Origin of the sequence: Mangrovimonas futianensis (genome assembly GCF_021245805.1) — a bacterium.
Lineage (GTDB): Bacteria > Bacteroidota > Bacteroidia > Flavobacteriales > Flavobacteriaceae > Mangrovimonas > Mangrovimonas futianensis.
Map to the genome: position 1 here is coordinate 197,094 of NZ_JAJJNF010000008.1, position 23,211 is coordinate 220,304.

Here is a 23,211-nt window from a genome sequence, read left to right on the forward strand (position 1 = left end):
AAGGTATTACACTGTAAAATTAAGGTATCACGGATAATTAAGATACGAATCAATCTAAAATGTCGTTTTAGTCATTAAATAATTGGAAGAAAAATAATCAATTGAATCAAAGCTAAAACTTAGGTTAAAAAAGTTATTGTTAGGAAGGTTTTGATATACAAGCGATTATTGTATCCCTTTTCAAGTTTTGGAAAGGGATTTTTCTTTTTAGAATTTAAACTTGTAGACTCTCCTATTTATTTTGAAATTTGTTACCATAAATTGGTTGCTTGAGAAGTCACGTTACATATCAATTAGAGGAGCTAGAAAGCTTCAAAAAAAAGCTTTTAAACTGGAGTTTGAGGTTTAATGAAATTTCATGGTTGGATTCAAACAATTATATTGAGAAATATTCAAGCTATGATGCTCTCCTAGCAGTCGATGCCATGTCTTTTTTAAAGACGGACAGTATGAATGCTTTTGAAAAATTAAAGGCTTATCAAGAAAACATTCAGGATTGGATGTTTGGTTATTTGACTTATGATTTAAAAAATGATATTGAGGATCTAAAATCTGATAATTTAGACCAATTGGAGTTTCCCGATTTGTATTTTTTTCAACCAAAGAAAATTATTTTAATCAAAGGAGAGCAAGTTGAATTTCTTTACGCTGAAGTGTTTGCAGGTGAGGTTGAAAGTGATTTTAGGGCTATCAGTCAAACTTCTGAAACTTTGTCAAACCATACAGTTGACGAACCTGTAAGAATCAAGTTGAGAATCCATAAGGATGAATACTTTGATAAGCTTTCTCATATTTTAGACCACATTCATAGAGGCGATATTTATGAAATGAATTTCTGTCAGGAGTTTTATGCCGAACAGACCCTAATAAATCCGTTAGAAACATATTTTAAGTTGGATGCCATTTCAAAGCCGCCATTTGCTAGCTTTTTAAAAATTTCAGATAAATACCTGATGTCAGCATCACCAGAGCGTTACCTGAAAAGATCTGGGAGTAAATTAACTTCGCAACCTATTAAAGGTACAGCCAAAAGGTCAAAGGATTCAGAAGAAGATCAAGCTTTGAAAAAAGGATTGAAGAAAGATGAAAAAGAGCGGAGTGAGAACATTATGATTGTGGATTTAGTTCGTAATGACTTATCCAAAACAGCTATAAAAGGGAGTGTGAAAGTAGAGGAATTGTGTGAGGTTTATACATTTCCACAGGTGCATCAAATGATTTCTACCATTACTTCTGAAGTCCCAGAAAGCCTCAACTCTGTAGATTTGATTCAATCAGCATTCCCCATGGGGAGTATGACAGGGGCTCCTAAAGTTTCGGCTATGAAAATTATTGAAACATATGAAGAAACGAAAAGAGGTCTTTACTCGGGTGCTGTAGGTTATTTTAAACCGAATGGAGATTTTGATTTTAATGTGGTCATTCGCAGTATTCTGTATAATGAAAGTCGCCAATATGTATCCTATTCTGTGGGAGGTGCCATCACGGCTAAAAGTGATCCCCACAAAGAGTATGAGGAATGTTTGGTAAAAGCCAAGGCCATGAGGGAGGTTCTGGAAGGTTAAATGTAACCGATATTACATAATTCTTACTTTTCATGCTGTATATTTGAAAAATGTTAGCGAGTTTGTTCCCAAAGTTTCAAGAACATATCAATGATAATTTTCCTTTCTTAAAGGATGCTAAACTATTAATCGCCATTTCAGGTGGATTAGATAGTGTGGTTTTAACTCACCTAAGCTATAAATTAGGATTAAACATTAGTTTGGCGCATTGTAATTTCAATTTACGTGGTGCCGAAAGTGACGCAGATGAAACTTTTGTGCTGGAATTGGCTGAAACTTTGGATGTGGAGGTGTTTCTGGAAAGTTTTAATACGTCAGAATATGCCTCAGAACAAAAACTATCCACCCAATTGGCTGCTAGAGAGCTTCGATATCATTGGTTTGAGGAATTAGCTAATACTTTCAATTTTGATTATATCCTGACTGCTCATCATGCTGATGACAATCTAGAAACTTTTTTGATTAATCTTTCTCGTGGAACGGGACTTGATGGATTAACTGGAATACCAAGTGTGAATGGCAAGGTGGTAAGACCGCTTTTGAATTTTTCTAGAGCAGATTTAGAGACTTATGCCCAAGAAGAACATATTGCTTGGAGAGAAGACAGTAGCAATGCTTCAGATAAATATGTGCGCAATCAATTAAGACATCATGTGGTTCCTTTACTTAAGGAAATTAATCCGGAGTTCCTTCAGAATTTCAATAAGACCCAAGAACATTTAAAGGAAAGCCAGTTAATTATTGAGGACCAGATTGATGATATTTTGGAACATGTGGCAGATGAAATTTCACCAAATCATATTCAATTCAACATAGAGAAGTTAAAATCCTTATCAAACCCTAAGGCCTATTTATATCAAGTTTTCAAGGAATATGGCTTTTCAAATTGGAATGATATGGTGGCGCTTTTGGATGCCCAAACAGGAAAACAAATTTTTTCAAAAGATTATGTTTTGCTAAGGGATAGGGAGCGCTTAATACTATCAGAAATTTCCAAAAGTGAAGGAAAAACCATGGGTATAGAAGCATCCCAACTTGGTACTGAAATCATAACAGATCTAGGTATAATTTCTATGGGTCTAGTAGGTGAAATAAGTGATGCAACCAAAGATACTATCTATGTTGATAAAGATTTGTTAAATTTTCCTTTGACAGTAAGACCATGGAAAAAAGGCGACTATTTTTACCCTTTTGGTATGCAAGGAAAAAAGAAAATAAGCAAGCTTTTAAAAGATGAAAAGCTATCTTTGCGAACTAAGGAAAATATCTATTTACTCTGTTCAGGACCTGATGTGGTTTGGGTCATCAATTTAAGAGCAGACAATAGGTTTAAAGTAACTAAAACAACAAAACAAATACTTAAAATAAAGCTTTGCTAATGAAGTCATTCATAACTGCTTGTTTATTTTTTATAACAGCCCTACAAGTTAATTCACAAGTTTTGGACCCCGTCAAATGGAGTGGTGAAGTCCATAAAATTTCAGAAACAGAATACGAATTGGTTTACCAAGCGGATATAGATGATCACTGGCATCTCTATTCTCAAAATTTACCAGAGGGAGGAGCATTACCAACAGAGTTTGTATATGACTCCATCCAAATGGCAAACAATTTTAAATTGGTTGGAAAAGCCTCAGAAAGTAAGTCCATTACCAAATATGATAAAGTATTTGAAATGGATATGACTTTTTTTGATTCCCAAGCCACATTTACACAAAAAATAGAATTGACTAATAAGGATTTGGAAACCATCAATTCTGAAATTTCCTATCAAGCTTGTGATGATGCTAGGTGTATTTACAAGTTTTATAATATGACCTTTGATTTAACCAAAGCTAAAAAAGTCTCTGAATCTGAGGTGACTTTTGAAGAGCCACAAGAAGAAGGTTTGGTTGTCAAGCAAGCAGAAACAGACAGTTCAGAAGAAAGCGATGGCCTGCTATCAATATTTTTTACTTCATTTTTTCTCGGATTCTTGGTATTGTTAACACCTTGTGTGTTCCCAATGATCCCAATGACCGTTAGCTTTTTTACAAAGCAAAGTAAAACAAGAGGTCAAGGAATTAGAAACGCCTTGTTGTATGGATTTTTTATTATTGTCATATACACCCTTTTGGGAACTGCCGTTTCGGCATTATTCGGTAGTAATGCCATGTATGAGTTCTCTACAGGAGTGCTGTTCAATTCTATAATGTTTATAGTTTTGGTTTTATTCGCTTTTTCATTCTTGGGAGCGTTTGAAATTATGTTACCAAACTCCTGGGTAAACAAGGTAGATCAAGGAGCAAGCAGAGGAGGTATTATGGGAATTTTCTTTATGGCCTTGGCATTAGCGGTTGTTTCATTTTCATGTACATTTCCTATTGCCGGAACAGCATTATTGGATGCCGCGACAAAAGGTGGAATTGCCCCAGTAATGAGTATGTTAGGATTTTCATCTGCTGTAGCTTTACCATTTGCTCTTTTTGCTTTTTTCCCAAGTTGGTTAAATTCGTTGCCAAAATCAGGAGGCTGGCTTAATACCGTTAAAGTAGTTTTAGGCTTTTTAGAACTGGCTTTTGCCTTTAAGTTCCTTTCTATGATAGATTTGGTGTTGGAATGGCATTTCTTGGAAAGAGAGGTTTTCTTGGCTATTTGGATTGCTATTTTTGGTTGTTTGGGATTGTATTTATTAGGAAAAATCAAATTGCCACATGACTCACCAATGGAGCATATTTCTGTGGGTAGATTAAGTTTAGCAATCATAGCATTGGCATTTACGCTTTACATGGTTCCTGGATTGTGGGGAGCTCCTTTGAAATTAATTAGTGGATTCCCACCACCATTAACTACCAATAGTGAATCGCCATATGGTGTAGGTTACACTAAGAAGCAAACGACTCAACTGGATTCAAAATCAGCTATGAAAGAATTGCCAGAAGGTGCTCATCTAGGACCTCAAGATTTAATTGCATTTCATGACTATGAAACGGGATTGGCTTATGCCAAATCGGTTAATAAGCCTGTAATGCTTGATTTTACTGGAATTACTTGCGTAAACTGTAGAAAAATGGAAGAACAGGTTTGGGTAGAAGATCGTGTTTTCGGCGTTTTAAATAACGAAGTGGTTCTAATTTCGCTTTATGTAGATGATAGAACCAAGTTGCCAAAAGATGAGCAATACGAGTCAGAATTTTCAGGAAACACCATTAGAACTTTTGGGCAAAAATGGTTGGAATATCAACAAACAAAATATAACACCAATGCCCAACCATTATATGTGTTACAGGATACCGAAGGTAATGACATCAGTTTGCCAGTAGGATACACGCCAGATCCTTTGGAGTATTATAATTGGTTAGTGGATGGTGTCAAAGCCTTTAAAGGAGATAAATAGAACGAATAGTCATAAACAAAAAGCGATCCTTAGACTGGGTCGCTTTTTTTTATGGAAAAATGTTAGCTTTACTAAAAATCATGGGATGACTGTACGAGGAAATATTGTAGATATCTTAAACCGAAAAATCTTTAAAGGTGAAATTACCGTTGAGCAAGGAAAAATAGAAGCTGTAGAAGAAAAGGATCATGATATTGAGACCTATATTCTTCCTGGGTTTGTGGATGCCCATATCCATATTGAAAGTTCTATGTTGGTTCCGAGTGAATTCGCTAGAGTTGCAGTAAACCACGGTACGGTTTCCACTGTTTCAGATCCTCATGAAATTGCCAATGTTTTAGGAATGGAAGGTGTTCATTTTATGATTGAAAACGGAAAACAGACACCTTTCAAATTCAATTTTGGTGCTCCGTCTTGTGTCCCTGCTACTACTTTTGAATCTTCGGGAGCCAACATTGATTCCCAAGGCATAAAGGAATTGCTTTCAAATCCTGATATCAAATATTTGGCCGAAATGATGAACTACCCGGGGGTGATTTTTGATGATGAGGAAGTACTTAAAAAAATTCATTGGGCCAAGGTTTATAATAAACCAGTAGATGGTCATGCACCGGGGTTAAGAGGCGACCAAGTTTCAAAATATATTTCAGAAGGAATTTCAACAGATCATGAGTGTTTTACTCAAGAGGAGGCTTTGGAGAAACTTCAAAAAGGTATGAAGATTTTGATTAGAGAAGGAAGCGCAGCCAAGAATTTTGAGGCTTTGATAGGATTGGTTGGAAACCATTTTGAGAACATGATGTTCTGTAGTGATGACAAGCACCCTGACGATTTGTTGTTAGGGCATATCAATCAACTTTGTGCTAGAGCTGTAAAGAAAGGAGTGAATGTGTTTAAAGTGCTTCAAATGGCTTGTGTGAATCCTGTAAACCATTATGATTTGGATGTTGGATTATTGGAGTTGGGTGATTCGGCAGATTTTATAGTCGTAGAAGATCTCAAGGAATTTAAAGTTTTGCAAACTTTTATCAACGGACAGTTGGTGAGTGAAAATGGCCAATCTTTTATTAGCCCAGTTAATTTTGATAAACCAAACCAGTTTAAAGCAAGTAAAAAGTTGGTGTCCGATTTTATTGTTCCTCATAATTCTGATAAAATAAGGGTCATTGAGGCTTTGGATGGCGAATTGGTAACGCGAGAGCTTATCAAGGAACCCTTAGTTAAGTATGATAACGTTATTTCCGATATTTCAAATGATGTCTTGAAAATGGCCGTTGTTAATCGCTATCAAAATGACAATCCAGCCTTGGGATTTATTAAAAACTTCGGATTAAAAAAAGGAGCGATAGCTAGTTCCGTAGGTCATGATTCTCATAATATCATAGCGGTAGGAGCCGATGATACTTCTTTATGTCGAGCTGTCAATACGGTCATTGAAAACAAAGGTGGTATTTGTGTTGTTTTGGAAGAGGATAGTTGGGTAATGCCTTTGCCAGTGGCCGGAATCATGAGCGATCAAGATGCAGAAGCAGTTGGGAAAACCTACCAACAATTAGATAAAAAAGCTAAGGAATTGGGTAGCCAACTTTCAGCTCCTTTTATGACCTTATCCTTTATGGGGTTATTAGTCATACCATCCTTAAAACTCAGTGATAAAGGACTTTTTGATGGTAATGCCTTTCAGTTTACTTCGGTGTATTCCGATTGATTATTTTTTGAAGTTATCTGGGAAACCAACAATATCAATATCCCACAGAACAGGAAGTAAAAAATAAACAAAAAGAGTCAGAATGATTATGGAAAGAAGATTCATAATCAATCCTTTGTTTACCATATCCGGAATTCTTAAATACCCAGAACCAAATACCACTGCGTTTGGAGGTGTTGCCACAGGTAGCATAAAAGCACATGAGGCTGCCACGGCCGCAGCTACCATGAGAACAAAAGGATGTATATCTACAGTGAGAGCCATGGGAGCCAAAACAGGTAGTAACATGGCAGTGGTAGCTAAATTGGATGTGATTTCCGTTAAGAAATTCACGGCAGCTATGAGTAATAGGATTAAAATGATGGTTGTGACACCCACTAAAGACGTCATTTGGTTTCCAATCCATAATGCTAATCCACTACTTTCAAAACCTTTGGCTAGAGCCATCCCACCACCAAATAGAATGATGATGCCCCAGGGTAGTTTTTTGGTATCTTCCCATGTCATTAACCGATAGCCCGGTTTACTTGTGGGCAGGATAAATAGGATAATTGCAAAGAAAATAGCAATGATGGTGTCATCTAGATTGGGGAACCAATTTTGCAATAAAAAAGAGCGGGTAATCCAACAGAAAGCGGTAGCGCCAAATACAAATGTTACCCATTTTTCCTCAAGTGATACGGTTCCTAATTCACTCAAAAGCCTTTTAATTTCTTGTTTTCCGCCAGGAAATTCTTTTTGTTCAAAGCGGAAAGCTACTTTGGTGAGATATTTCCAACAAATAAATATGAGTAGAACAGATATGGGGAAGCCAAACAAAAACCATTGTAAAAAAGTGATTTCGTAGTCATAGGTACTTTTTACAATACCCGCCAAAACAAGGTTGGGTGGCGTACCAATTAAAGTTGCTAAACCACCGATGGATGCACTATAAGCTATAGCTAGCATCAGAGCTTTGCCAAAAAGATCATTTTCATTTTTTAATGTTTGGGGATTATCTTTTAACTGATGGATGATGGCCATTCCAATGGGTAACATCATTACAGAAGTTGCCGTATTTGAAATCCACATGGATAAAAAAGCGGTGGCCACCATAAAACCCAAAATAATCTTTCGGATGTTGGACCCAATGATGTTTATAATATTTAAGGCAATTCGTTTGTGCAGATTCCATTTTTCAATAGCAATAGCAATGATAAAGCCTCCCATGTAAAGGAATACATATTTATGACCATAAGAAGCTGTCGTGGTTCCAATGTCTAAACTTCCATTAAGCGGAAATAAAATGATGGGAAGCAATGCTGTGGCTGCTATAGGTATAGCTTCGGTTATCCACCAAACGGCAATCCATAACGTTGTAGCTAAAACACCATTGGCTTCGTCATTTAATCCGGTTGGGTGAAAATATAATTTAGTGACAGTAAACAATATAGGACCTAAGATAAAACCTAATCGTTTGGTGGTATTCATTTGGTGTAAAATTGATTTGAGGTAATATTAGTGAAATTAATTGAATTTATAATCAGCATATTTTTCTTACATTTAAACAAACCAACTTGAAAGGATGCTTAAAAAAGTTTTTGGAAGTGCAGTTTTTGGTGTCGAAGCTACTACGATAACCGTTGAGGTGAACGTTGATAGTGGCATTGGCTATCACTTGGTTGGTTTACCAGATAATGCGATTAAGGAAAGCAATTTTAGAATCGCAGCGGCACTACAAAACAATGGGTATAAAATTCCAGGAAAGAAAATAATTGTTAATATGTCCCCGGCCGACTTAAGAAAGGAGGGGAGTGCCTATGATGTTACTTTGGCCATTGGAATTCTAGCGGCATCCAATCAAATTGAAACTGAAAATCTCGAGGAATATTTAATTATGGGGGAATTGTCCTTAGATGGTTCCTTGCAACCCATAAAAGGAGCTTTGCCTATAGCTGTAAAGGCAAGGGAAGAAGGGTTTAAAAATTTTATTCTTCCTATTCAAAATGCCAAGGAAGCTGCTATAGTCAATAATTTAAATGTTTATGGTGTTGAAAATATTAAGCAGGTCATAAATCACTTTGATAAAGGGGAGTCTCTTGAGCAAACTATTATTAACACTAGAGAAGAATTTTACAAAAACTTAGACTTTCCGGAACATGATTTTGCCGATGTCAAAGGACAAGAAAGTATCAAGCGTTGTATGGAAATAGCTGCTGCTGGAGGACATAATATTATTTTAATTGGTCCACCTGGGGCGGGTAAAACCATGTTGGCTAAACGTTTGCCTAGTATTTTACCACCTATGACCCTGCATGAAGCTTTGGAAACTACAAAAATTCATTCAGTTGTTGGACGGGTCAAGGAACATACAGGGTTAATGGCTCAAAGGCCCTTTAGAAGTCCGCATCACACGATTTCAGACGTAGCTTTGGTAGGAGGAGGGACTTATCCCCAACCGGGTGAGATTTCCTTGGCACATAATGGTGTTCTGTTTTTGGATGAATTACCAGAGTTTAAACGTACCGTTTTGGAAGTTATGAGGCAGCCGTTGGAGGATAGGGAGGTTACTATTTCAAGAGCTAAATTTACAGTGACTTATCCATCTTCATTTATGTTGGTAGCGAGTATGAATCCCAGTCCGGGAGGTTATTTTAATGATCCTGATGCTCCGGTAACGTCATCTCCTGCTGAAATGCAAAGGTATTTGAGTAAAATATCAGGGCCGTTGTTAGACCGAATCGATATCCATATAGAAGTGACTCCAGTGCCTTTTGATAAATTATCTGATGACAGAAAGGGAGAATCTTCGGTAGATATCAGAAAACGGGTTACTGAGGCTAGGGAAATTCAGACGAGCCGCTTTGAGGCTTTTGATCATATTCATTATAATGCCCAAATGGGGACCAAACAAATTAGAAAATATTGTATATTAGATGACTCCTCTAAGAAACTACTTAAAACAGCCATGGAGCGACTCAATCTGTCGGCACGAGCCTATGACAGGATTTTAAAGGTCGCCCGAACAATTGCAGATCTGGAAGGCGCAGATGATATTCAAGGATCACATATTTCAGAAGCCATTCAATACCGAAGCTTGGATAGGGATGGTTGGTTGGGATAAACCAAACAAGTAAACTATTAATTAATTTTATAAAATCAATTTATTATGTACAACGGAAAGATTTCTCCAACTCAAGCGAGGGCGCTTGATTCGGCTTATGATTCTAGGCATACGCTAATTTCAAATCAAATTACAACAACTCCAGATAATAGATCGGTATGGTTCGATTTAGATGATTTACAAGGGTTTATAGATGACGCTAAAAGTGCACATGGTAGTATGAATGGAGTAAGGGTTTATCTAGGGGCAGAATCAGATCGTGGATTATCAACCGTTTTTATGGTACCAACAGAAAGTTCAAATGGCAGTAATAGTGATATTCCGGGAGCTGACGGACTCAATGGAGGTGATCCTGGTGATCCACCAAATGCAAATTATCCACAATAAAACGAAGAATGGGTAAATTTTTTCTAAATAACTTTTATTTCTTTAATGAAGGTATAATTGTTATGGCCGGTTTAACGGCGGTTCTATCTTATCCAAAGTTTAAAAATTCCTTAGTTAAATATTTTATTTATTTTTTAATTTATATCGTATTTATTGAACTTTTAGGTTATTATCCTAGATATTCGGAGGAAATTTCTTGGCTGCAATGGATACCTCCATTAACCAATGACACCATCTTTGAAGAGAATTTACTTTGGTATACTGTTTTTTGGCACATTGGAAGTGCACTTTTTTTAACCTTTTACTTTTTTAAGGTGTTGGAGAACAATAGGTTTAAGAGTATTATTAAATATGGAGGAATTCTATTTTTTTTGATAAGTGTTTTAAGCTTACTATTCAATTATCAAGTTTATTACAGTAATGATACTGATATAGTAATTGTAGTTGGAGGTATGATTCAAATCATGTTATGCGTTTTGCTTTACTTTTCGGAAATTTTAATGAGTGAAAAAATCATGGCTTTTTATAAATCCTTTCATTTTTATGTGGCGGCTGCATTTTTTGTGTTTTTTCTTATTAGAACACCAATTACTTTTTATCAAATATATTACAATACAACAGATCGGGCTTTTGTGGATTTTAGAAAGTTTTTGATATTGTTTTGTAATGTTTTATTGTATTTAACCTTTATTATTGCTTTGATTAGATGTAAGCCGCAAAGTCAACTCAAAGAAAATATTTCTCCCAATGCATAACAGGTTGAAGGAATTCTTGGAGGGGTATTACAGTTTTTTTTTACCAGTGGTGTGGAAATTTAGCTGCATTCACTGGTATTTTAACTTAAAAGAATATAAAAAAGGATAACACCAAATGGTCGTTTTCTTTTTTGATAGACATAGCTTTATTAGAGATAATAGTTGGCAGTTTACTCAATTTTCTCATGTGATTTTGGAATTTATGTCTTCTGGTCGGGTCATTTTTGTAGGGTTCTTTACTTTGTGGATCTTTAAATTTATATATTATTTCCGTCATTTTAATTTGGTGGTTAATTAGTACCCAGGTAAATTTCTTTAATGAGTACTTTCATACTGATGATACAGATTGTATTACCTTACAATTGCCAATCTATTTAATAATAAACGTGATGGTGTACCTGTCGTTTACATTTGCCTTGATTTTTTGTAAACCACGAATTAAGGATAATTGATAATTACAGAGCTTTACCTTTAAAAATTTTGGAAGAATTCTTCAAAGAAAATTATGCATTTCTAACAAGATCAGTTGAGATTATAGCTGCTTTAATTGCCATCTTTAATTTTAAAAAGTTTAAAGATAGTGATGTTAAGTATTTTATCTATTTTTTAATAGCCGTGGCCGCTTTAGAATTGATAGGTAGTTATCCTTCATATTTAGTTAAATATGCCTTTTTGAGTCAGGTTAGGGAGAAATTACATGGAACTTTAATTGAAACTAATTATTGGTTATTTAATATTTTTTGGAAGTTGGGGAGTGCTTTATTTTATTCGTTTTATTTCAGGAAGATTTTGAAAACAGAACGATTTAAGAGGATCATTTGGAGTTTGACATTAATTTTAGTTGACTTTTTCTTAATTTACTATGTTTTCAACATCAAGCACTTATTCACGAGGCCTTTGTACACCCCAATGGTTCTTTTGGCTTCATTTATTATTATCTTATGTGCAATAATGTATTTCGTAGAAATGTTGAAATCTGAGAGTATCTTATATTTTCATAAATCAATTAATTTCTATATTAGTACCGTTGTTTTAATTTGGTGGTTAATTATTTCACCCCTTAATTTTTATAATGCGTATTTCACAACCGCCGATTGGAACTTTATTATTTTAAAATGGCAAATCTATTTATCAGCAAATTTTTTTATGTATTCTACTTTTGGTTTTGCACTAATTTACTGCAAGCCGAACAAAGACCAGTGACTACACCTGCCCAACGCTATTTAATTGGTTATATGATTGGAGTAGTGGTTTTATTGACAAGCCTCTTTATTCTATTCTTCATAGTGTTCCAAAGGCGTAAAAATCAATTGTTGATTGATAAAATTAAACAGCAGCAAGCTTTTGATAAGGAAATGCAGCAAGCCCAAACCGAAATTCAAGAACAAACTCTTAAAAATATTGGTTGGGAACTGCATGATAATGTTGGACAGCTTTTAGCTTACGCCAACATGCAAATGAATATGCTCAACGCCAAGGTTGACGAAAAAATCAAACCAACCGTTAAGGCAACTTCAGAGATCATAAAGCAGAGTTTGGAAGAGGTAAGGGCGTTATCAAAGTCCTTGAACAATGAAGCTTTGTTGAATATGGGATTAGAGAAGTCTATTAGAAATGAAGTAAAAAGATTGAGGAAAATGAAGTTTGATTTGGTTGAATTTGATGTGACTGGAGAGGTTAAACCGCTTGAAGACAAAAAGCATGAGGTCATTTTATTCAGGATATTACAGGAGTTTTTCTCCAATTCAGTCAAGTACTCTGAAGCCAAGGAACTTCATGTTCATCTTGATTATTCACATGATAATTTGGTTATTCAGGCACGTGATAATGGTAAAGGGTTTGATATGTCTACTATCGAGAAGGGTTCTGGACTTTTGAATATGAAAAGTAGGGCAGAATTGATTCAAGCCAAATTTGATTTAAAATCTCAACCCGGTCAAGGCAGTCAATTAAATTTGATTTATTCGGTTAATTGCCCTGGCAAGCCTGCCAAAGTGGATCATTAGGAAGGGGAGCTTCAATAACTACCCAATCTTTTTTAACAGGGTGCTCAAATTCAAGTTTTCGGGCATGAAGGTGAATGCTCGCATCCGGATTGCTTCTGTCAAAACCATATTTCAAATCTCCCTTGATAGGGCAACCAATGCTTGCCAATTGTGACCGAATTTGATGGTGGCGTCCCGTTTTCAAATCAACTTCTAAAAGCGTGTAGTGATCAAGAGTCTTTAAAGTTCTATAATTCAAAATGGCTTTCTTGCCGTCTTGAATTTCTTTTGTAAAAGCTGTTGATTTATTATTCTTCGGATTCTTTTTTAACCAATGAACTAATCTGTCAGAACTTTTTTGTGGTGCTTGTTTCACCAAGGCCCAATAAGTTTTCTTGGCCTCCTTTTCGGCAAACAGTTTGTTTAATCTGGGTAGGGCCTTACTGGTTTTTGAAAAAAGCACTATGCCTGTAGTTGGACGATCTAAGCGATGTACGACACCCAGATAGACATTTCCAGGTTTGTTGTATGTTTCCTTGATGTAGCTTTTTACTACCTCACTTAAGGGCTTGTCACCAGTTTTATCCCCTTGCACGATATCACCTGCCCGTTTGTTGACAACAATGATATGGTTGTCTTCAAAAAGTATTTGAAGGTTGTCTTTGTTAGATCTGTTAGATTTGTTAGACATGTTGAATTATTAGACCTTTTAGATATCTATGCTTGTTTTAGAGCGGTTTTGAATTTTGAAACCATTTTGATGATTTCCTGAAGTTCCTTTAGTAAATCATCCATTTCAGTTTCTTCGATGAAATTTAAATCAAACGCAATTAAAAGTTGGGTTTCTATTTCATAGGCAGACCCTAGGGTTATTTCCAAAAATCTAGAAAACTCTTTATTGGAAGTTCTAGATGAACCTTCAGCTATATTTGAAGGCAAAGATACCGATGCTCTTCGTAATTGATTTGTCAAGCCAAAGGTTTCAGATTGTGGAAATTTGGAAGTTAAATCATAAACATTTGAACAAAAGATTCTACTTCTTTTCCAAATTTCCAGTTCCTTAAATCTGTGCATGTCTAAATCTCTAAGCTATCTAATGATCTGTTTTTCTATAAATCTAACTTGTCTAATCTAGTACATCTCATTTTCATTTGGAAAATCCAGAGCTTTAACATCATCTACATATTGTGTGATGGCAGAGGTCATTTCATCATATAAGTGAAGGTATCTTCTTAAAAATCTTGGATTGAATTCATGGGTCATTCCTAACATATCATGTACCACCAATACTTGTCCGTCAACACCATTGCCAGCTCCAATACCTATAACGGGAATAGTTAACTCTTCAGCTACTTGTTTGGCTAATTTGGCTGGGATTTTTTCAAGAACAATCGCAAAGCATCCCATTTTTTCAAGTGCTTTAGCGTTTGTAATTAATTGGTGAGCTTCTTCCTCTTCTTTAGCCCTTACGGTATAGGTTCCAAATTTATAAATGGATTGAGGTGTTAAACCCAAATGGCCCATGACAGGAATTCCAGCGTTTAAAATACGTTTTATGGATTCCTTTATTTCTTTACCACCTTCCAGTTTTACTGCATGTCCGCCGCTTTCTTTCATAATTCTAATAGCCGATCTCAAAGCTTCCTTAGGATCACTTTGATAGGACCCAAAAGGGAGGTCAACAACGACCAAGGCTCTGTCAACACCACGTATGACTGATGAGGCATGATAGATCATTTGGTCGAGGGTAATAGGTAAGGTGGTCTCGTGACCGGCCATGACATTACTAGCAGAGTCACCCACCAAGATTACGTCTGTTCCTGCAGAATCCACTATTTTGGCCATGGTGTAATCATAGGCCGTTAACATGGAGATTTTTTCTCCACGTTCTTTCATCTCTTGAATAGATTTAACGGTAACGCGCTTGTATTCTTTTTTTGCGACAGACATAGATATGTATTTTAAGGGTTGTAAAATTAATAAAATAGCATGGGTTCTGTGTTAAACTTTTCTATATTTCATAAGAATGAAAGTCACATTCTACTATTTTAGTTTTCTCAATACTTTTTTATATGATTCGATTTTTACGTTACATAGCATTTTTAGTTGTTTCAGTTGCAGTTGGGCAAACTAGTAATCCTGAGATAGAGGTAAAAAAAACAATTGACACATTTTTTGAAGGTTTCCATAAAGGGGACACCATTTTGATGAAGTCTGTTTTGAGCGATAAAATAGTTCTACAGACGGCTGTCAAAGATCGCCAAGGTAAGGACAAACTTTTAACAGAAGAGCTTAAGGAATTAACCCTAGCCATAGGTAATCGTCCTGCTGACCAAAAATGGGATGAACGATTGCTGGATTATAAAATTCAAGTAGATGGCAACATGGCTCATGCCTGGACACCTTATGAATTTTGGTTCAACGGACAGTTTAGTCATTGTGGAGTTAATTCGTTTCAACTATTTCAGGAGGACGGTGATTGGAAAATCATTTATTTAATAGATACAAGAAGGAAGCAAGGGTGTAGGGATTAAAAAATTTGGGAATATTTTGTTTGAATGAGGATATCCTTTTTTATTCTATTCATGACATTGTATTGATTGACGGGATTAATTAATTGTTAATAACTACTACATTAAGGAAAGATGCTTTAATTTTACCGCTTATTTTTCCTAAAACCAATGCTGAATAAATCCCTAAAAGCAGGTCACCAGTTGATTGCTACTATTTTGGCCTTTGCTATAGTGCCCATTTCTGGTCTAGCTACTGATATTTATATTCCTTCCATGCCTAGTATGGCGGAGTCTTTAAATCTACCTGAATCCAGCATTCAATTAACTATTAGTATTTTTTTAGTAAGTTATGGTGTGACGCAGTTTTTTGCTGGGGCCTTAATTGATGCTTTTGGAAGATATCGCCTCTCTACTTGGTCTTTATTGTTGTTTGCCATCACATTTTATATTACCGCCAAAACAGAAAATATCTATGTGATATATGCTATGAGAGTCTGTCATGGAATTTTATCAGGAGCCGTAGTGGTAGCTAAAAGAGCATTTTTTGTTGATGTTTATGAGGGCAAAGAACGCAGACATTATTTAAGTATCATGACAATTGTATGGTCTTTGGGACCTATTATCGCCCCATTTTTAGGCGGATATTTACAAGAACATTTTGGTTGGCAAGCTAACTTTACAGCCTTGGCCATTTTTTGTGTAGTGCTTTTTGTCCTAGAAGTGTTTTTTTCTGGGGAAACGCTTAAAGAGTTTAGACCATTTAAACCCAACTTCCTGGTATCTGAATTTAAAAGCATGCTTAGGACACCAGATTTTTCTACAGCAATCCTGATGTGTGGTTTAAGTTATGGGATTGTGATTTTTTACAGTCTTACAGGTCCTTTTATTATTGAGCACTCATTAGGCTATTCGCCGATAGTTACGGGTTATGCCTCACTGGTAATGGGATTGGCTTGGATGTGTGGTGGTTTTGCGGGTAGATTTTTAATAGAGAAACCATTTATGCCAAAGTTAAGTTTTGCCAATAGTATGCAGTTGTTTGTGATTGTTGGGATGTTGGTGAGTTCTTATTGGTTGTCCAATTTAGCTACCTTGGTGGCATTTGCTTTTTTGGTACATTTGGCAGCGGGTTTTCTGTTTAATAATTATTTTACTTATTCCTTAAGTCGTTTTCCAAATGCTGCAGGTATTGCCAGTGGTTTAGTAGGGGGAGTGACTTTTATTATTACATCGGCTATAAGTTATGCACTTGTGGCTATCCTTCAACCTTCAATTCAGCTTGGGATAGCCTCAGGCTACTTGGTAATTGGATTGATTTGTTTCTCAATTTTGTTCGTGGCTCGAAAGAGAAAATTTTTTGGATAAGAAAACAAGGAATCTTATTACATTATGTTTAGCAATCCGTCAAATGGACACCTACTGCCAATCCACCTTCACTTGTTTCTTTGTATTTAGTATTCATGTCTTTGGCAGTCTCCCACATGGTATTAACAACTTTGTCTAAAGGCACTTTGGCTTTAGTAGGGTCACTTTCCAATGCGAGTTCAGCAGCATTAATTGCTTTAATGGCACCCATAGAATTTCGTTCTATACAAGGTACTTGTACCAAGCCACCAATAGGGTCACAAGTTAGTCCTAGATGATGTTCCATGGCAATTTCTGCAGCCATCAATACTTGATCAGGGGTTCCACCCAACAATTCGCATAATGCACCTGCTGCCATGGCAGAGGAAACACCTATTTCTGCCTGACATCCACCCATAGCGGCTGATATGGTAGCTCCTTTTTTAAAGATGCTCCCAATTTCTCCGGCAACCAACAAGAATTTTTTAATTTGTTCAAAGTCCGCATCATGATTTTCAATCACTAGGTAGTACATCAAAACTGCTGGGATTACTCCGGCACTTCCGTTGGTTGGGGCCGTAACTACACGTCCTAATGAGGCATTAACCTCATTAACAGCTAGAGCGAAACAACTAACCCACTTAAGGATTTGTCTAAACTTGACCTCTGTTTTTCGGATAACCTGCAACCATTCTTGCGGTGAATTATATGGCAAATCACCTTTCAACTTTTCATGCATGTCAAAGGCTCTACGCCTTACTTGGAGACCACCGGGAAGTTCCCCTTCGGTATGGCAACCAATATACATGCATTCTAGCATGGTATTCCAAATGCGTTCTAGTTCAGAGTTGATACACTCCTCCTTTTTGATAGACTTTTCGTTTTCAAGAACCACTTGCGATATAGGGAGGTTTAATTCCTTACAAAACCTTAGGAGATCGGTTCCTTTTTCAACGGGGTATGGATAAGTACAATAAAAAATGATTTTATTGGCTTTGGCCGTTTTTCGTTCTTCCTGCACTACAAAACCACCACCAATTGAGTAGTAGGTAGATTTGTAATTACGTCCGTTTATTTTTGCACTAAAGGTAAGGCCGTTAGCATGGAAGGGTAGAAACTTTTTATTGAATACAATATCCGTATTGCAGTTAAAGGCAATATCAATTTCGTTATTGAATTTTAGGGTATTGGTTTTTTTTATTTGATCAACAATACCTTGAATAAGTTCAGTGGGAATCCGTTCTGGGTCCGCACCACTTAGGCCTAACATGACGGCATAATCAGTAGCATGTCCCTTGCCCGTGAGAGAGAGGGAGCCATATAGATCTACGGATATTTTTTCAACTTTTGAAAATCTGTTTTTTTCCTTGAGCTCCTTGATCCATCTTTCTGCAGCTCTCCAAGGGCCTAAAGTGTGGGAACTTGAAGGTCCCACACCTATTTTAAGCATATCAAATACCGAAATGCATTCCATTTACGAAAACGTTATCATTGGGCTGCAAAGATACATTTTGGTTGGTAAGATAAAAGGGTTTTTAAGGGTATTTGAATGTTATTTTTTGATGATTTTATCTATTTTGGCAACATTTAAGACTTCGTCCAAATTGTTTACATCCAAAGCATCCACATTATCAGCTGGAACCACGACCACTCTAAAAATTTGATTTTGTGTCCATGCCGAACTTAAGGTGCTAAAGTCGGTTGTGCCATCGAGAAAAAACCTTACATCTACATCTGTAAAATCATAGTTGTAAGTTAAGGTGGTCCCATCTTCAAATTCAGTAGTTTGAGGGGTTAGCCTCCAAACTTCAAAGCCCTGTGTCACTTCCCAAAGGATATAAACCAACGTTACGTCAGAAGGATATACATCAAAACCGTAGGGTTCGATATATTCATATCCATTATTTGCAGTAAAGTCAATAGCTATTTCAAAAGCACTGGCAACAAAAAGTCCACCTTCTGGTCCAGGAGGTCCTTGTGGTCCGACAGGACCGGGATCCCCTTCACAAGACATGAGGAAGGCGGCTACACATAATAAAAGTAGTGATGTTAATTTTTTCATGATAAAGGTATTTAAAGTTTGTTTAAAGTTACAAATTGTTTTGATAGTCTTGACTAGGAGCTATTTTTTTAAGATATGACATCGTGTCATATTTTTTGTCATGGCATAATCATTGACTTATCCAACACGAATTAAAAAAGATTATTCAACACAATTTATAAACGTATAAAAAGGAATTATGAGTAAAATTATTGGAATCGACTTAGGAACCACCAACTCATGCGTTTCAGTAATGGAAGGTAATGAACCAGTGGTAATCCCTAACGCAGAAGGTAAGCGTACCACACCATCTGTAATCGCTTTTGTTGAAGGAGGCGAGATTAAAGTTGGTGATCCAGCAAAACGTCAGGCAGTAACCAATCCACATAAAACGGTTTACTCCATTAAGCGTTTTATGGGTAACAAATATTCTGAATCTCAAAGAGAGGCAGAACGCGTACCATATAAAGTAGTAAAAGGTGACAACGATACACCTAGAGTAGATATTGATGGTCGTTTGTATACACCTCAAGAGTTGTCAGCTATGATTCTTCAAAAAATGAAGAAAACGGCTGAAGATTATTTAGGACAAGATGTAAGTGAAGCAGTTATTACTGTTCCAGCTTACTTTAATGACTCACAACGTCAAGCTACAAAAGAAGCTGGTGAGATTGCAGGATTAAAAGTTAGAAGAATTATCAATGAACCTACTGCAGCTGCTTTAGCATATGGTTTAGATAAAAAAGGATCTGATCAAAAAATTGTAGTATTTGACTTTGGTGGTGGTACTCATGACGTGTCTATCCTAGAATTAGGAGACGGTGTATTTGAAGTATTAGCAACTGATGGTGATACCCACTTGGGAGGTGATGACGTTGATGAGAAAATTATCAACTGGCTAGCAGATGAGTTTAAATCTGAAGAGGATATGGACTTACGTAAAGACGCTATGGCTTTACAACGTCTTAAAGAAGCTGCTGAAAAGGCTAAGATTGAATTGTCTTCTTCATCTCAAACTGAAATCAACTTGCCTTATATCACAGCGACGGCTAGTGGACCTAAACACTTGGTAAGAACTTTAACTCGTGCTAAGTTTGAGCAATTGATTGATGATTTGGTGAAGAGAACCATCACACCATGTGAGAAAGCAATGAAAGCTGCTGGTTTAAGCAAAAATGATATTGATGAAATCATCTTAGTAGGTGGTTCTACACGTATCCCTGCTGTTCAAGAAGCAGTTGAAAACTTCTTCGGAAAAAAACCAAGTAAAGGGGTTAACCCAGATGAGGTAGTTGCTGTGGGAGCAGGAATTCAAGGAGGTGTCTTAACTGGAGATGTTAAGGATGTACTATTATTAGATGTTACTCCATTATCATTAGGTATTGAAACTATGGGTAATGTGATGACCAGATTGATAGAGTCAAACACAACCATTCCTACTAAGAAATCACAAGTTTTCTCAACGGCTGCAGATAATCAGCCATCAGTAGAAATTCACGTGTTGCAAGGTGAAAGACCTATGGCGGCAGACAATAAGACCATCGGACGTTTCCATTTGGATGGTATTCCACCAGCACCAAGAGGAATGCCTCAAATTGAAGTGACCTTTGATATTGATGCCAACGGTATTATTCATGTCTCTGCTACAGATAAAGCATCTGGTAAGTCTCAAGATATTCGTATTGAAGCGTCTTCAGGATTAACCGAAGATGAAATCCAAAGAATGAAGCAAGAAGCAGAAGCAAATGCAGATGCAGATGCTAAGGCTAAGGAAACTGCTGAAAAATTGAACAGTGCCGATGCTATGATTTTCCAAACAGAAAAGCAACTTAAAGAATTTGGTGATAAATTATCTGCTGATAAAAAACAACCAATTGAAGATGCTTTAGCTGAATTGAAAACTGCATATGAATCTAAAGACTTGGCTCAAATAGATCCAGCTTTAGAGAAAATCAATGAAGCTTGGAAAGTAGCCAGTGAAGAAATGTACAAAGCGCAACAAGATGCTCAAGCCAATGGAACTGCAGATGCCCAACCGGAAGGAAACCAAGGAGGGGAGAGCAACCAAGGTAGTGATGTAGAAGACGTAGACTTTGAAGAAGTCAAGTAGCCTGTCTTGAGCGAAGTCGAAAGATAGACTTTGAAGAAGTGAAATAATCACTGAGAATTGATAAAAATTATAAAAGCCAAAATACTTTAATAGGTATTTTGGCTTTTTTGTTTTGATTTTTAAAAAAAAATGTTAAATTCGTAATCCTTTGTTAATAAATGTTAGGAGTTTATAATTGGTAGAATATGGAAATTTTACTTTTTTAAACTCTTACAATCCCTAAGATAAGACAGATATTCTGAATTTTTTTAGTTATCTCGATAAAGATTAATAGCTATAAAACTGGTTTCCTAAGACCTAATATATTAATCCCAAACTACCTGTTTTCATTATGACTTTTGTTAGGACAATTACTTATTAGTCCCAAACTATTCATTTTCATTATGACTTTTGTTATAAACAATGTGCTATTAATCAACAAAAGTAATCATGAAAAATTCTACCCGGCCTTCGTGGCTATTATTTAAAAAGACTCTCATTCAAAGAGTTTTTTATTGTTTCTTATTTTTTGGAGCTTTTTTATTTTCAGGTAATCAGTTGTATGCTCAGTGTTCGGAGCCTCAATGTCAAGCAGATCCTGCTGGAAATGGACCGAGCCCATGTGAGGCTAAACTTTACTGCTCCAACAGTAGTTCTACTACTAATGGAATTATAGCTTGTACACAAGCTGCCGATACAGATGGTTGTGGAGTTACAACCACAACTCCAATTGCAAATTTTCCTAATTCTGGGTATTTATCATTGTTCTCAAATCAAATTCCAGCTAATGAATCAAGTTGTTATATTGATCCAGATGATGGTCAGCCATATGATTATGTGCAGTGGATAAAGTTTGCCACTCCTGAGTTTATTAACTCCGTCAAATTACAAGGTGTAGGACAAATGGAGGCATGGACCGTATTTTATGCGGGTTCATCAGCCCCTCAAGATGTTACGAATCCGGTTGGAGACTGTAATAGCCTTATTGCTTCTTTAGATTATGTTGAAGGTGCCTGTAGTAATCAAAACCAATGGAAAACATGGATAAATGAAGATGCTGTTGTGCAAGCTGGAGTAGTCAATGTTTATTACATAGCTTTATTTTATAACCAATCAAGTGTTGAAAATGGTGGAGACATTAATTTTAAAACTAAGGATTGTGATAGTATTGATTTCTGTGTACCTGAAGTAGAATGTCCTCAAACAGATTTAACTTTTTGTGAAGGAAGTGGAGATGATAGTGATAATGGTGCTATTGAAACTTGGTTGAATGGTTTTACAAATAATGATTGTGGAAATGCATTATCTTGGACTTTAACAGGCGAAGGTATCAATACAGCGTTTGATGGATTTGCTTCAACTATAGCAGGTTTAGCAGCAGGAACCTATACCTTGACTAACTCCTTGGTAAATGGAAGTGGAGGAACAATAACTTCCTGTTCAGCTAATATTATAATTTACGACAACCCAGTACCAACAGCCGTCGATCTAGCCTTATGCGATCAGGGCGTTATACAGGCAACCTTCGACCTTAGTACAGCCATTACAAACGACGGTGGGGGAACAATTAGTTTCCACAACACTCAAGCAACAGCAGATAGCGGTGCACTCCCGATAGGCAATCCTACTGTATTCTTTTCTGTTTTTCAAAATAAAACAATCTATGTTCGTAGCGAGGTTGACAATGGTAACGGTAATGTTTGCTATGGCACAACAGAGTTCGATCTTACTATATATATAAATCCATTCCCCGAAGCAAACAACTTAGAACTTTGTGAGGAGGAAGAAGGCAAAGCGACCTTCGACCTTACATCAGCCATTACTGATAACGGTGGTGGAACTCTAAGTTACCATTTATCATTGGCGGATGCACAAAATGACGAAAGCGCTATTGGTACACCAGCAAGTTATTTATCTGCTGATGATATTATATATGTGCGTAGTGAATCTGACAAAGGTGACGGTAATATATGCGTCGGAACTACGGAATTCAATATTACAGTGAACGACAACCCAGAGCCATCTGTTGGTGATGCGTCAGACTGTGAGGGCGAGGACATCACCTTGGACGGTCCTTCCGGTTATGTAGGTTACAGTTGGAGTTTTGGTGGATCAGAGGTAGGAACTTCCGAAGATTTAACGATAACTGGAGCGACTTCGGCAGATGCTGGTGTTTATACATTAACGGTGACTGATAATAATGGTTGTTCTGGAAGTGATACTGCAACGGTTACGGTCTACGACAACCCAGAGCCATCTGTTGGTGATGCGTCAGACTGTGAGGGCGAGGACATCACCTTGGACGGTCCTTCCGGTTATGTAGGTTACAGTTGGAGTTTTGGTGG

At 36.6% G+C, this 23,211-nt stretch carries 19 protein-coding genes; 12 read left to right on the top strand and 7 right to left on the bottom strand.

Going from position 1 to position 23,211, the window contains the following annotated elements; translation table 11 throughout:
- The first annotated feature begins 269 nt into the window (after positions 1-269).
- From pabB to ade, 4 genes are all read left to right on the top strand, one after another.
- Positions 270-1,565: an aminodeoxychorismate synthase component I gene (pabB, locus tag LOK78_RS14130; RefSeq protein WP_232635331.1), complete on the top strand. Its 1,296-nt coding sequence runs from the start codon at positions 270-272 to the stop codon at positions 1,563-1,565.
- Between the two features lie 50 nt (positions 1,566-1,615).
- Entirely contained in the window at positions 1,616-2,944 is a 1,329-nt protein-coding gene (gene tilS, locus LOK78_RS14135) for a tRNA lysidine(34) synthetase TilS (protein WP_232635332.1), read from the top strand.
- Positions 2,944-4,941: a protein-disulfide reductase DsbD family protein gene (locus LOK78_RS14140; protein ID WP_232635333.1), complete on the top strand. Its 1,998-nt coding sequence runs from the start codon at positions 2,944-2,946 to the stop codon at positions 4,939-4,941. The genes tilS and LOK78_RS14140 overlap by 1 nt, the downstream gene beginning before the upstream one ends.
- Positions 4,942-5,026: 85 nt before the next feature.
- Positions 5,027-6,649: an adenine deaminase gene (gene ade, locus LOK78_RS14145; RefSeq protein ID WP_232635334.1), complete on the top strand. Its 1,623-nt coding sequence runs from the start codon at positions 5,027-5,029 to the stop codon at positions 6,647-6,649.
- Here ade and LOK78_RS14150 read toward each other — a convergent pair whose 3' ends face one another.
- A complete protein-coding gene (locus LOK78_RS14150) occupies positions 6,650-8,119 on the bottom strand; it encodes an SLC13 family permease (protein WP_232635335.1) in 1,470 nt (489 codons plus the stop codon).
- 94 nt (positions 8,120-8,213) lie between these two features.
- Here LOK78_RS14150 and LOK78_RS14155 point away from each other — a divergent pair, with 94 nt between their 5' ends.
- The 3 genes from LOK78_RS14155 to LOK78_RS14165 are packed head-to-tail and all read left to right on the top strand — an operon-like array spanning position 8,214 to position 10,894.
- Positions 8,214-9,752, top strand: a complete 1,539-nt coding sequence (locus LOK78_RS14155; RefSeq protein WP_232635336.1) for a YifB family Mg chelatase-like AAA ATPase — start codon at positions 8,214-8,216, stop codon at positions 9,750-9,752.
- 45 nt (positions 9,753-9,797) lie between these two features.
- Positions 9,798-10,139, top strand: a complete 342-nt coding sequence (locus tag LOK78_RS14160; RefSeq protein WP_232635337.1) for a hypothetical protein — start codon at positions 9,798-9,800, stop codon at positions 10,137-10,139.
- An 8-nt stretch (positions 10,140-10,147) separates the two neighbouring features.
- Positions 10,148-10,894: a hypothetical protein gene (locus LOK78_RS14165; protein ID WP_232635338.1), complete on the top strand. Its 747-nt coding sequence runs from the start codon at positions 10,148-10,150 to the stop codon at positions 10,892-10,894.
- An 85-nt stretch (positions 10,895-10,979) separates the two neighbouring features.
- On the opposite strand, the gene LOK78_RS14170 is transcribed toward LOK78_RS14165, so the two are convergent.
- The gene (locus LOK78_RS14170) at positions 10,980-11,171 is read right to left on the bottom strand and encodes a hypothetical protein (RefSeq protein ID WP_232635339.1); all 192 of its coding nucleotides are present in this window, start codon (positions 11,169-11,171) and stop codon (positions 10,980-10,982) included.
- Positions 11,172-12,009: 838 nt separating this feature from the next.
- Between LOK78_RS14170 and LOK78_RS14175 the strand changes: the two genes are divergently transcribed.
- On the top strand, positions 12,010-12,900 hold the full coding sequence (locus LOK78_RS14175; protein ID WP_232635340.1) for a sensor histidine kinase: 891 nt from the start codon (positions 12,010-12,012) through the stop codon (positions 12,898-12,900).
- Here the strand turns inward: LOK78_RS14175 and LOK78_RS14180 are convergent.
- From LOK78_RS14180 to panB, 3 genes are read right to left on the bottom strand one after another with little or no spacing between them, the layout of a single operon-like run.
- Positions 12,863-13,570 carry an RluA family pseudouridine synthase gene (locus LOK78_RS14180; protein ID WP_232635341.1) on the bottom strand — a complete coding sequence of 236 codons (708 nt, stop codon included), beginning with the start codon at positions 13,568-13,570 and terminating at the stop codon, positions 12,863-12,865. The genes LOK78_RS14175 and LOK78_RS14180 overlap by 38 nt on opposite strands.
- 26 nt (positions 13,571-13,596) lie before the next feature.
- A complete protein-coding gene (locus LOK78_RS14185; RefSeq protein ID WP_232635342.1) occupies positions 13,597-13,953 on the bottom strand; it encodes a four helix bundle protein in 357 nt (118 codons plus the stop codon).
- 57 nt (positions 13,954-14,010) lie between these two features.
- Positions 14,011-14,829 (bottom strand): 3-methyl-2-oxobutanoate hydroxymethyltransferase, encoded by an 819-nt coding sequence (gene panB / locus LOK78_RS14190; RefSeq protein WP_053972027.1) that lies wholly within the window; start codon positions 14,827-14,829, stop codon positions 14,011-14,013.
- A 122-nt stretch (positions 14,830-14,951) separates the two neighbouring features.
- Here panB and LOK78_RS14195 point away from each other — a divergent pair, with 122 nt between their 5' ends.
- Both LOK78_RS14195 and LOK78_RS14200 read left to right on the top strand, forming a co-directional pair.
- Positions 14,952-15,413 carry a nuclear transport factor 2 family protein gene (locus tag LOK78_RS14195; protein WP_232635343.1) on the top strand — a complete coding sequence of 154 codons (462 nt, stop codon included), beginning with the start codon at positions 14,952-14,954 and terminating at the stop codon, positions 15,411-15,413.
- Between the two features lie 147 nt (positions 15,414-15,560).
- The gene (locus LOK78_RS14200) at positions 15,561-16,757 is read left to right on the top strand and encodes an MFS transporter (RefSeq protein WP_232395599.1); all 1,197 of its coding nucleotides are present in this window, start codon (positions 15,561-15,563) and stop codon (positions 16,755-16,757) included.
- 28 nt (positions 16,758-16,785) lie between these two features.
- On the opposite strand, the gene LOK78_RS14205 is transcribed toward LOK78_RS14200, so the two are convergent.
- Entirely contained in the window at positions 16,786-18,210 is a 1,425-nt protein-coding gene (locus tag LOK78_RS14205) for an L-serine ammonia-lyase (RefSeq protein ID WP_232635344.1), read from the bottom strand.
- Positions 18,211-18,288: 78 nt separating this feature from the next.
- Positions 18,289-18,798, bottom strand: a complete 510-nt coding sequence (locus tag LOK78_RS14210) for a hypothetical protein (RefSeq protein ID WP_232635345.1) — start codon at positions 18,796-18,798, stop codon at positions 18,289-18,291.
- A 178-nt stretch (positions 18,799-18,976) separates the two neighbouring features.
- On the opposite strand from LOK78_RS14210, the gene dnaK reads away from it, so the two are divergent.
- Together dnaK and LOK78_RS14220 are read left to right on the top strand one after the other, a co-directional pair.
- Complete coding sequence (gene dnaK / locus LOK78_RS14215; RefSeq protein ID WP_232395602.1) at positions 18,977-20,887, top strand: molecular chaperone DnaK; 1,911 nt, start codon at positions 18,977-18,979, stop codon at positions 20,885-20,887.
- Positions 20,888-21,316: 429 nt separating this feature from the next.
- Positions 21,317-23,211, top strand: a 1,895-nt coding sequence (locus tag LOK78_RS14220; RefSeq protein ID WP_232635346.1) for an FIDD domain-containing protein, incomplete at its 3' end; no start/stop codon positions are given.